Source organism: uncultured Ellagibacter sp., assembly GCF_934636505.1.
Classification (GTDB): domain Bacteria; phylum Actinomycetota; class Coriobacteriia; order Coriobacteriales; family Eggerthellaceae; genus Ellagibacter.
Map to the genome: position 1 here is coordinate 1 of NZ_CAKUAL010000069.1, position 10174 is coordinate 10174.

Annotated in this window: 12 protein-coding genes; 10 read left to right on the top strand and 2 right to left on the bottom strand. The window is 58.1% G+C overall.

The features are described from left to right. From Q0G18_RS07770 to Q0G18_RS07790, 5 genes are all read left to right on the top strand, one after another. Nucleotides 1-1071: radical SAM protein (locus Q0G18_RS07770; protein WP_297151637.1), on the top strand; the 1071-nt coding region annotated here is incomplete at its 5' end. Nucleotides 1072-1165: 94 nt separating this feature from the next. Then, nucleotides 1166-1552, top strand: a complete 387-nt coding sequence (locus Q0G18_RS07775; protein ID WP_296061362.1) for a YbaN family protein — start codon at nucleotides 1166-1168, stop codon at nucleotides 1550-1552. Nucleotides 1553-1660: 108 nt separating this feature from the next. Further along, nucleotides 1661-2140 carry a transcriptional repressor gene (locus tag Q0G18_RS07780; protein WP_297151641.1) on the top strand — a complete coding sequence of 160 codons (480 nt, stop codon included), beginning with the start codon at nucleotides 1661-1663 and terminating at the stop codon, nucleotides 2138-2140. Beyond that, nucleotides 2133-2417 carry a hypothetical protein gene (locus Q0G18_RS07785; protein WP_297151644.1) on the top strand — a complete coding sequence of 95 codons (285 nt, stop codon included), beginning with the start codon at nucleotides 2133-2135 and terminating at the stop codon, nucleotides 2415-2417. Before Q0G18_RS07780 ends, Q0G18_RS07785 begins: the two co-directional genes overlap by 8 nt. Before the next feature lie 68 nt (nucleotides 2418-2485). After that, nucleotides 2486-2947, top strand: a complete 462-nt coding sequence (locus Q0G18_RS07790) for a metal ABC transporter substrate-binding protein (RefSeq protein ID WP_297151647.1) — start codon at nucleotides 2486-2488, stop codon at nucleotides 2945-2947. 320 nt (nucleotides 2948-3267) lie between these two features. On the opposite strand, the gene Q0G18_RS07795 is transcribed toward Q0G18_RS07790, so the two are convergent. After that, nucleotides 3268-3828, bottom strand: coding sequence for a TetR/AcrR family transcriptional regulator (locus Q0G18_RS07795; RefSeq protein ID WP_297151650.1), 561 nt, complete (start codon nucleotides 3826-3828; stop codon nucleotides 3268-3270). Nucleotides 3829-3971: 143 nt separating this feature from the next. Here Q0G18_RS07795 and Q0G18_RS07800 point away from each other — a divergent pair, with 143 nt between their 5' ends. The 4 genes from Q0G18_RS07800 to Q0G18_RS07815 are packed head-to-tail and all read left to right on the top strand — an operon-like array spanning nucleotide 3972 to nucleotide 6840. Beyond that, nucleotides 3972-4937 carry an NAD-dependent protein deacetylase gene (locus tag Q0G18_RS07800; protein WP_297151653.1) on the top strand — a complete coding sequence of 322 codons (966 nt, stop codon included), beginning with the start codon at nucleotides 3972-3974 and terminating at the stop codon, nucleotides 4935-4937. Nucleotides 4938-4940: 3 nt separating this feature from the next. Next, nucleotides 4941-5639, top strand: coding sequence for a hypothetical protein (locus Q0G18_RS07805; RefSeq protein ID WP_296061351.1), 699 nt, complete (start codon nucleotides 4941-4943; stop codon nucleotides 5637-5639). Then, nucleotides 5627-6475 carry a hypothetical protein gene (locus tag Q0G18_RS07810; protein WP_297151656.1) on the top strand — a complete coding sequence of 283 codons (849 nt, stop codon included), beginning with the start codon at nucleotides 5627-5629 and terminating at the stop codon, nucleotides 6473-6475. Before Q0G18_RS07805 ends, Q0G18_RS07810 begins: the two co-directional genes overlap by 13 nt. Before the next feature lie 47 nt (nucleotides 6476-6522). Next, nucleotides 6523-6840: a TIGR04076 family protein gene (locus tag Q0G18_RS07815; protein ID WP_296061345.1), complete on the top strand. Its 318-nt coding sequence runs from the start codon at nucleotides 6523-6525 to the stop codon at nucleotides 6838-6840. Nucleotides 6841-7461: 621 nt separating this feature from the next. Here Q0G18_RS07815 and Q0G18_RS07820 read toward each other — a convergent pair. After that, nucleotides 7462-8694, bottom strand: coding sequence for an ATP-binding protein (locus tag Q0G18_RS07820; RefSeq protein ID WP_297151660.1), 1233 nt, complete (start codon nucleotides 8692-8694; stop codon nucleotides 7462-7464). A gap of 1118 nt (nucleotides 8695-9812) precedes the next feature. Between Q0G18_RS07820 and Q0G18_RS07825 the strand changes: the two genes are divergently transcribed. Beyond that, nucleotides 9813-10174 (top strand): YjdF family protein (locus Q0G18_RS07825; RefSeq protein WP_297151664.1); only part of this gene is annotated, 362 nt, incomplete at its 3' end.

Genomic DNA, 10174 nt, shown 5'->3' on the forward strand with positions numbered 1-10174 from the left:
TCGCTTAGTGTTGACGACGACGTTGCGTCGTTCGATATCGTCCTTTTTCGCGATAAGGAAGCGAGAGAGGAGCAGCTGGTGATTGTATCGTGGATGACCACAAATTGCTGCAATTTGATGTGCGCTCACTGTTATCAAAACGCCGATGAGCGCAATGAGCGCGAACTTTCTACCCTTGAAGCGAAAGTCATGATCTCTCAGATTGCTCAAGCTGGTTTCAAGGTCATGATTTTCAGTGGCGGCGAACCGCTTTTGCGCGGCGATATCTTCGAATTGGTGGAGCATGCGGCGTCATGCGGGTTGCGCCCGGTGTTCGGGACCAACGGGACGCTGATCACGCCAAAGGTCGCGCGGCGCCTGAAAAGCGCGGGCGCCTGCGCCATGGGGATCAGCATCGATAGCGTCAATCGGGAAGAGCACGATAGTTTTCGCGGGGTGCAGGGCGCTTACGAGGCTGCGCTTTCGGGCATTGAGGCATGCAGGGAAGCGCGGCTTCCGTTTCAGATTCACACGACCGTCACCGATTGGAACCGTGAAGAGATTTGCGACATAACCCGGTTCGCAAAAGAGCTCGGCGCGATGAATCATTCGATATTTTTTCTCGTGCCGGTTGGTCGCGGCGCGGATATCGCAGATGAGATTATCGGTATCGAGCAAAATGAGAAACTGCTCGCCGATATCTTGCGCACGGGTCGCGAGGTAGGCATAGAAGTGAAACCGACGTGTGCCCCGCAGTTCATGCGCATCGCCGACCAGATCGGTATCGAAACGCGCTACAGCCGGGGCTGCTTGGCGGGTCTTACGTATTGCGTGGTGGGGAGCGAGGGCATTGTGCGTCCTTGCGCTTACATGCAAGAGGCGGCAGGCGATGTTCGCTCGCAGCCTTTCGATGAGATTTGGCGTACCAGCCCTCTTTTCCAAAAGTTGCGCATTCAGGCGTATAAGGGCTCGTGCGGCGTTTGCGAATACGAGTCCGTTTGCGGCGGATGCCGTGCCCGGGCCGCTTTCTATCACGACGGAGACGTCCTGGAACAGGACGATTATTGCGCGTGGAGCGGACGGGCTCGATAGGACTACTCGTTTTATTCCAGACAGCGCCGTCCGGGCGCTTTATCGCAAAAGTGATATCTAGCAAGTGGCTAATGAAGAGCGCAAAGGAGCACTCATGAATCCTATCAAGAAAGTTGTATTCGTATCTGTTGGTTGTCTGTGCGTTGCCTTGGGCATCGCTGGTGCATTCATGCCCGTATTGCCCACGACTCCGTTTCTCCTTGCTGCGGCCTTTCTGTTTTCGCGTAGTTCGCAACGATTGAATAACTGGCTGATCAAAACGAAAGTGTATAAAGCATATGTCGAGCCTATCAATTCCGGCGAAGGTATCCCTCTTTGCAAGAAAGCCTCGATATTGGGCGTTTCCTATGTCGTTATGGCGATAAGCGCATTTGCGGTTGCCCGTCCTTCGGTATGGGTCATTTTAGGTTGCGTGGCGGTGTTTTTGTTCTGGCTGATTGGGTTCCATGTTCCAACGGCTTCCGCAAAAGGGGTTGAATGATAGGCGAGCAGCGCTAGATCTTTTTGCGCCAGGCGTCGGACGAGTCGTCATGAAATAACTCTCCGCTATTTGCGAAACGTTCTTGACAACCACAGGCCTCACTCTAATATGCGAACGGTTCTCAAATTGAAGGCAGGCGGAAGGTATGCGCGAACAATACAACACGGCACAGCGGCAGGCTATCATCGATTGTCTGTCCGAGGCGGGCAGTCACATGACCGCGCCTCGGCTGTGCATGCCGCGCTTGTCGAGGGCGGCCGCAAGGTTTCGTCTGCCACGGTGTATCGCCAGCTGGAGAAGCTCGTTCTTGAAGGCGTCGTTGTGAAATCGCAGCCAATCGGCGAGAAGAGCGCCTGTTTCGAGCTGCTCGATAAAAGCGCGTGCGTGCCCGAGCGTTGCTATCACATGAAGTGTCTTTCGTGCGGTAAGCTCATCCATCTTAACTGCGAAGAAATAGACTTCCTGTGCGCCCATATGCTGGCCAATCATGGCTTTCGGATCGATATGTCCAGCACTGTCCTGTTCGGCACGTGCGAAGCGTGTGCGAAGGAACGCGCTGCGAGCCGCGGGGAGGGCCTCGATGAATAGCGTGCGCACACGTATTGCCGCGCTGGTTTTGACCTTCGTCTTGCTCGCGCCTGCGCTGTTCATCGTTGCCGAAGCCCAGCATGACTGCCAGGGCGATGAGTGCCAGGTTTGCCAGGTACTCGCCATTGCTTCTTCTATCATCCAAACCGCCGCTGACGTTTCTGCTGCGGCGTCCGAAGCTGCTCTTTTTGCTGTATTCGTGCTGCTGATCGCCGCGCGATCCTCTCGTGCGGCGTCCAATACATTGGTCGGACTTAAGGTGAGGCTCGACTGCTAGGGTGCATCTTCCTCGATATATGCAAGTCATGCCCGCAAAAAGGCATTCCTAGCAGGAGATATATACCAATGGTGAAACTGAATAAGATGATGTACGCAGCTTTCGCGGCTGTGGTGGCCGTGCTGTGCGTCGTGGGGCTTTCCGCATGCTCCGGCCCCTCGAACAACTCGAATACGGCTGCGAATGATAGCCAATCCTCAAACGAATCCCAGAAGGTCCAGGTGGTGGCAAGCTTCTACCCGATGGCCGACTTTGCCCAGAAAATCGGAGGAGGACACGTTGAAGTCACGAACCTCTGCCCGGCGGGAACCGAACCGTATGAACGGGAGCCGTCGCCGAGCGACGTCAAGGCCATCGAAGGTGCCGATGTCTTCGTCTACAACGGGGCGGACATGGAGGGCTGGGTTAGCGATACCCTGGCTGATTCAGAATCACATGTCTCTATCTCGATCCGGTCCATCGCAGCTCGATTTATCTCGTCGCAGGCGAAGCGATGGGCAACGGGGTCGCGGGCATGTCCGACGACCTGAGCTCAGACGGCACGCCCGCAGGCCGAAGCTCAAGCAAGAAGCCAGCGCCACGCGGAAGAGGCGGAGGTGCGCTTCGAGCAGCGAACGCTGAAGCGCAAGCAGAAGCATCGCGGGCATTGATCGGTGCCGGCACAGACCCTAACGTGAACAGGGCTACGTCCCCTGTTCACAAACGAAAAGCCTCTGACCTGTTGGTACAGGTCAGAGGCTCGGAAACGCTAGATATCGGCCTATTTCCGCTCAGTGGCACCGGTTTTCTGTCTTGCCATTCCAGTTACATCCGGTTTGCGTGTCGTCGGCTTCTTGGAACGGGTCCGCGGTCAAGATGAACTGCAGGAACCATGACGAGTCGATACCGCTCGCAAGCCTCCTTCGGAATAGGCACTGAGCAGCTCCTGTGCATGGGCGAACTTGGGCCCTCGCCTCCAACCGAGCAGGCGGTTAACCGCAAGATTTCCCTGGACGTTATGGGCGAAGAGCAGATGGGCTTCCTCGCGCGAAAGCCCGGTCTTCTCCATGATCGAGGGAACCATCTGCTCAGCCCCGCGCTCGATGACGCGCTGTGCCACGCGGGCGTACGCATCGTCATCCGAGTAGATCAGGTAATAGTCTTCATTTGCCGGCGGGCGCTGACAGAGGGCTCCCGTCTCCACTCCCTCGAGCGGGGGTGCCGCCGCCAGGGCCTCGTCGATAAGTGTGTCGAGCAGTGCGAACTTGTCCTCGTAATGCAGATAGAACGTGCCCCGGTTGATATCCGCGCGACGGCAGATATCCGCCACTGTCATCTTTGCGAAGCCGACCTCGGCCAGCAGCGCGAAGAACGCCTCCCGTATGACCGAGAGCGTATAGCGCCGGCGACGGTCGATCTTCCCTGCTTCCATGGCTCCTCCGTTCGATCTGCCTAACAATATTCGACAAGCGCTCGTTTATCGACAGCGCTTCGCAGCTGTTCATTGCTCTCGCGCAAATCAACATAGATACTGATTATCGACACCTGTTTATTATAGCTGAAAGAGGGTATCGAGTGACTTCGTACGAGCAGCTCGTTATCGAGCTCACACACCGATCATTTTCCCATCAGGCAGCCTATCGAAATGGCGGCACACCCTACGACCTGAGCGATTGCAACCCCGTCCCCTACGGGCAGCAAATAGAAACGTTTACCCGCATGATCGAGGAAGCCGACTGCGTGCTTGTAGGCGGGGCCTCCGGGCTCTCCGCGGCGGGCGGCGGCGACTTCTACTATGAGGACAACGCGACCTACCGCAAGCATTTCGGCAAATTCGCCGAGCGTTACGGTTTCAGGGGAGCTTTCGAGGGGTCGTTCTACCGTTGGCCCACCGCCGAGGCGCGCTGGGGCTACCTTGCCACCTTCCTCGACACCACGCTCAACGCCCCGCTGCGCGAGCCCTACAAGGACCTTGACGCCATCCTTGCCGAGAAGGACTTCTTCGTGCTCACCACCAACCAGGACACGCAGTTCATGAAAATCTACCCCTGGGAGAAGGTGGCCGAGATCCAAGGCGACCACCGCTTCTTCCAGTGCTCCCGTTGCTGCACTGACGAGGTGTGGGACGCGATCGAACCGGTCTCCCGCATGGTGGAGGCCATGGGGGATGGCCTAGTAGTTCCAACAGAGCTCGTGCCGCGCTGCCCGCACTGCGGGGCGAAGGCGTTCCCTTGGGTTCGCGGCTACGGCAACTTCCTGCAGGGCGAGCTCTACGAGGAGCAGTACTGCAAGGTCTCCGACTGGCTCGACGTGCACGCGCAGCAGAAGATTCTTTTCCTTGAACTGGGCGTGGGTCGCATCACGCCCGCGTTTATCCAGGAGCCGTTCTGGGCCCTCACGGCGCAGCTGCCGCAGGCGAGCTACATCGCCGTGAACAACAAGACGCGCTTTCTGCCCCGCGCAATCGAAGGCCGGGGCATGGCGATCCGCGCCGACATAGCCGACGTGCTTGTCGATGTGCGCAAGACGCTGGGGAGGTAGCGCATGGAAGCGGTGAAAACGGTTCGCATAGGCCGGGCGCTTGCCGAGGCGGACCTCATCGTCATCGGAGCTAGCAACGGGCTTGACATGGCGGAGGGGCTCAACCTCTTCTGCGCCGACGCCCATTTCCGGGAGACATACGGGGACCTCGCCCAGGCCGACGGCGTCGGCTGCATACTGCAGGGGCTCGCCTCCCCGGATGCGAACGTGCGACGCCGATGGGCCGAGCGGTTCCATCAAAAGGAATATCTCGAATATGAGCCAAGCCCGCTCATGAACGGGCTGCGGCGTCTTACGGAGCACGCTGACACCTTCGTGATCACATGTAATATCGACGGGCACTTTGCGCGCGCGGGGTTCAACGAGAACCGCGTGCTCGAGACGGAGGGGAGCATACGCACGTCGATCGACGAGAGGCGTCTCGCTCATCCAGATGCCCTCGCCGCGGCCCAGCTCGAAGAGCTCGCGCGCCTTGTGCGAGTTCATCGCAATGGCAGGGTTGCCATCCTCGAGCTTGGCGTGGGACTGCGCAACGGCGTCATAAAGCGCATGCTTGCCCAAATCGCGAACGCCAGCGAACACTCCACCTACATCGTGTTCAACTACAACCAGGCCATGGCGCCCGATGTTTCGTGCGAGACGATTCTCGTTGATGGAGATATGGCCTCGGCTTTCGAGGAGGTCGCCCGATGCCGTCTCTAGAAAGAGAAGCAAATAGGCTTCGAAGTCTTATCGACGATGCCGACGCCATCATCGTCGGCATTGGCTCGGGCATGTCGAGCGCCGCCGGGTTCAACCATTACAGCCGTGCGGGCATGGCGCGCGCCGGAATGGGGGACTGGCAGCGGGCCTTCGGCTTCAAGAGCCTTTTCGACGGTTTCTACCACCTCTACCCCAGCCTCGAGCAGCAATGGGCCTACTACGCGCGATACATCGATTTCATGCTGCGCGAGTCGGCCTCGCAGCCCTATCTCGACCTGCGGTCCCTCATCTGCCAAAAGGACTACTTCATCCTGAGCACCAATGTGGACACCCAGGTCGAGAAGACGTTTCCCACCGAGAGGATCTGCAACTACCAGGGAAGCTTCGCGCACCTTCAATGCAAACAGCCATGCTGCGACGAGCTCTTCGACGCGGGCCCCTACGTCGAGCGCATGCTCGCGGGCATGGCGGGGTTCGAGGTCCGCAGCGAGGATGTCCCTCGATGCCCGCACTGCGGCTGGCAGCTTGCGCCGTGGGTGCGCGACGACACGTTTCTGCAGGGTGCGGCATGGCGCGAGAGCCTCGGACGATACGAGCGCTTTGTGCGTGAGCGCAGCGATGGCCGCGTGCTGTTGCTGGAGCTTGGTGTGGGTGAGATGACCCCTGGCATCATCACTCTCCCGTTCTGGAGCATGACCGCAAAGCTGCCGGATGCGCACCTGTTGAGCGTCAATATCTCGGGCGGCTCCGCTCCGCTGCAGCTTGGAGGCAAGGCAGAGGCGATTCAGGCCGATTTGAGCACGCTGCTCTCGGCGGCGCAAGCAGGCGACGAGTAACGCGCGAGGCTTTTGCGCATTCGTCGAAACGTACAGGAGAAGATGACATGAAACGTGACGTGAGAATAACGATATTGAAATCCGAGGTCGACGAAAGGCTAGCCGAAGAATACGCGATTCCCAACTTCGGCCCTTGCCCTTTCCACAAAGCCGGGCAGGTGTTTGTTAGCGATGGCGAGCACAAACCGAATGGCCTGTGCGAGTATGCATGGAAACCCATAGAAGCAATGGTCGCATCGCTTTCCCATGGGGAGCTCCTCCAGCCAAAAGGAACATGGATGCGCGATGATGACAAAGGAGTGTTCGCCTGCGTAGACGGACTGCGCCCGGTCATCATGCTCATAGAGGCGATAGACGCGGAATGAGTTTTAGCCACGGCTTCCGAACCAGGGGTTCGGAGGCAATTATTCCCGCTATTCCCACTCTTTCACGCTCGTTTGCCGTGACGTCATTCCAGCCTATTCCGGTTGGGTCGTCGATTATAGCCGTCTTACCGCCAAATCCCGCTGCGTGACTTCGCGTGGGTGTTTGGGACGATACGTGGGACAGCGCAGATAACTTTTCGGCTGCCGAAGGCCCGCAGTTTCGTTTTTGTCCCCGGGACAAAAAAGAACAGGTTATTGGGGTTCGGAATTACTCGAAACGAATGACAAAGCGGGTGATTGTCTTTATTGAAGCCTATTTGGCGAAGCGAATCGTAGCCGGTGGCTTTATCGGCTCGTGCTCCTGCAAGTCAAGAGGGATGCGCAAGAGAGATAAATTAAAGAGTCGTTACTGGCGGCTTTATCTTCGGCCGCTGGAACAGCGTTCGCTTGCAATCTATCAAAGGTATGCCCTTGGTAGATTGTCTGCTTGCTATCAGTCCTGTCGTCGCCAGGGGCGCGCGTTGAATCGATGCGGCAGGCGCATAGAAGCAAATGAAGGCTAAAGACGCCCATTCAAGATCAGCCGCACGCAGGCGGGTATCGAAAGGAGGCATTGCCCTCCTAGAATGCTCTCCCTTCCTGCATGAACTCGGGGATGTTGGCATGAATGATGCCGTCCCTACGCTGGATGGGGTCGCCTCGCGTCAGCAGGTACTTGGGGTAGTTGTCCCTGATCTGTTCGAAGGGACGGTACTCGCGCTCTTCGGTGGACCGGTCTGCCATGATGGTCATTGCAACCTGAACGTATGCATAGCCCATCTCGGGGGTTCTGAGGATGAAGTCGCATTCCAGCTTCCCGATGCGTCCGACGCTGACCTTGCAACCCTGCGCGAGAGCGTAGCGGTAGACGATGTTCTCGAGGACGGGCCCGTAGTTGATGCGGTTGTCGGTGTTGAGGGCGAAGTAGAAGCCCAGGTCCGCCAGGTAGTACTTTTGCTCGCCCCGCAGCGATTTCCGGGACTTCAGGTCGAAGCGGGCGCACTTGCTGACGATCTTCGCGCCCTCGAGGATCCGGAGGTACCGCGCGAGCGTCTCGCGCTTGATTTTCACGCCCTGCTTGCTCTCGAGGTCCGATCGGATGTTCGCAAGCGACGTGGTGGCGCCGAAGTTGTTGATGACGTAGTCGCGCACCTGGTTGAACACGGAGACGTTCTTGATCTTCACGCGCCTGCGGATGTCCTTCTCGAAGATTTCCTCGATAACAGCAGCAACGTAAGCGCGCTTGTCGGCGAGCTGGGGGTAATCCATCGCTTTCGGGAAGCCGCCCTCGAGGATGTAGGCGTCGAACTCCGCGACCGGGTTCGGGTTCACGGGCAGTCCCAAGAAACGCTTCATCTGGCAATACTCGCCGAAGCCCAGCGTCTGCATCTCGAATTCGATGTAGCGCCCGGTTAATTTCGTGGCCAGTTCGCCCGAGAGCAGATAGGAGTTTGACCCGGTGATGAAGATGGAGAAGCCGCCTTCGGTGCGCAACCCGTTGAGCACGTCTTCGAAGCCATCGACGTTCTGTACCTCGTCGATGAAAAGGTATTTCGTCCCCGAGACGGCGAGCAGGGGCTCGACGAGGGCCTCGAGCTGTTCTGAGGTCTTGACGGATCGGTACCCGTACCGGTCTAGGTCGAAAAAGACGATGTGCCCATCATCGACGCCTTCTGCCCTCAGCTCTTCGGCGATGCACTGCATGAGGCAGGACTTGCCGCAGCGGCGGACGCCGGTGATGACCTTGATCATCCCGTCGTCATGGTAGAAGCTGCGGATCTTCTTCAGGTAGTTCTCTCTAGGGAACAAACGCATTCTGGCTCCAATCTTCATTGGAGCCAGAATATCAAATTAGAGGTTTATTGGGGTACTCGTTATCGCCTAAGCGATTTATACCCCCATAACTAAGGAATTTTCTACTCTCACTCGATAGTTGCGGTTCTGCCGTCCCGTCATTCCAGTTGCGCCCAGTTTTCGGTGCCGTCTCGAGCCGAGTGCCGCCAGGTAACGCCTCGTCGCGTTTCGTCGGCTTCGGAGACAAAAGTCGGGACAACTTCAAAAACTTTTTTCAAACTCAGGGTTTTGAGTTTTCGCTTTTGCCCCAAAAGGCGCGGCGAGCCGCCTTTGGAGGCTCGATAGCACCGAAAACGCCCCTTTTAAACCCACCCGCTCTTTAGTGCGCAAGCCGCCAGTTGCAATCGCAAGTGAGTTAACGCGGGTGGCTTGCGCGTCGTTCGCAAAACCGCAGGTTGCAGGTCTTCATTGCTAGTAGGAGAAATGAGTAGCCTCGGGTGGCTTTCCCATGAGTCGCGGAACGGGCCGGGGGCTTCGCTTGCGTCCAGATCGATTTGTGCGCGTTCGAACTCCTGCGCGAGCGATGATATGAAGTGGATGATTTTCCGCCAGAAGGGCTTCCAAGTGCCGGGGCGTTTCCCTCGGCTTTTTCTTATCCGGCAGAACCCCGCGACAGCCCTACGCGACGCTCAGAGCCCATGCTCGCCGCGCAGCCATCTCGCGGGGTCCAGCACGAGCACACCCTCCGGGATATAGGGCTCATGCCTCGTGCGGGCAACGAGGGCCTTCGGGAGCGCGTCCCTGATGGGCAGAAGCGGCGCGAGCTCCCTCTCGAGCGTCGATTCGGAGCTTATATTGTCTCTCGCTTAGACTCTGCTTCCCAGTTTCGAAACTCAAGATCTTTTAAAGTTTCGAAACCGAGAAGGCAATATGTGCAAGGATGCTTCGAGGATCGAATCCCGGTCGCGCCATGTCGGCAGCGATGTCGGGGCGCATCCGCGCGTGCTACAATGCGGGCATCAGAGATGAAAACACAGTCCCCGTCGGGTAGTCGTGGGCGTGCGGAAATCCGCATCAGTAACCTGCCTCCTTGGTTGTCCCTTCTCTGCATGGTCATCTACATAAAGGAGGAACCAGCCATGCAGATCAGCGTGTCGTCCACCCTGACCGTATATCACGACGGCCAATTCTGGGTCGGGCTGGCGGAGCACGTCGAGGGCGGAAGGTACGGCGCCGCCCGCATCGTCTTCGGCACGGAGCCGTCCGATGAGGAGATCCTGCGATTCGTTACAAGCGAATGGGAGAAGCTCTCGTTCTTCGGCGACGAGTCCACGGAAACAAGCAAGCCCGCGAAGAACCCCAAGCGACGCGCCCGCGAGGCAGCGAAAGCCCTTAAGCGGCCCGCGGTGAGCACAAAGGCGCAGCAGGCACTCGTGGCACAGAGAGAAGCGATGAAGCAGGAGTCAGCTCATGCAAGAAGCCGACGCCGCGCGGAAGAGGC

What these genes read in the sequence shown, in the direction of transcription:
- Q0G18_RS07775 (WP_296061362.1), top strand. Translation starts at nt 1,166, where the DNA reads ATGAATCCTATCAAGAAAGTTGTATTCGTATCTGTTGGTTGTCTGTGC.
- Q0G18_RS07780 (WP_297151641.1), top strand. Translation starts at nt 1,661, where the DNA reads ATGCGAACGGTTCTCAAATTGAAGGCAGGCGGAAGGTATGCGCGAACA.
- Q0G18_RS07785 (WP_297151644.1), top strand. Translation starts at nt 2,133, where the DNA reads ATGAATAGCGTGCGCACACGTATTGCCGCGCTGGTTTTGACCTTCGTC.
- Q0G18_RS07790 (WP_297151647.1), top strand. Translation starts at nt 2,486, where the DNA reads ATGGTGAAACTGAATAAGATGATGTACGCAGCTTTCGCGGCTGTGGTG.
- Q0G18_RS07795 (WP_297151650.1), bottom strand. Translation starts at nt 3,828, where the DNA reads ATGGAAGCAGGGAAGATCGACCGTCGCCGGCGCTATACGCTCTCGGTC.
- Q0G18_RS07805 (WP_296061351.1), top strand. Translation starts at nt 4,941, where the DNA reads ATGGAAGCGGTGAAAACGGTTCGCATAGGCCGGGCGCTTGCCGAGGCG.
- Q0G18_RS07810 (WP_297151656.1), top strand. Translation starts at nt 5,627, where the DNA reads ATGCCGTCTCTAGAAAGAGAAGCAAATAGGCTTCGAAGTCTTATCGAC.
- Q0G18_RS07815 (WP_296061345.1), top strand. Translation starts at nt 6,523, where the DNA reads ATGAAACGTGACGTGAGAATAACGATATTGAAATCCGAGGTCGACGAA.
- Q0G18_RS07820 (WP_297151660.1), bottom strand. Translation starts at nt 8,694, where the DNA reads ATGCGTTTGTTCCCTAGAGAGAACTACCTGAAGAAGATCCGCAGCTTC.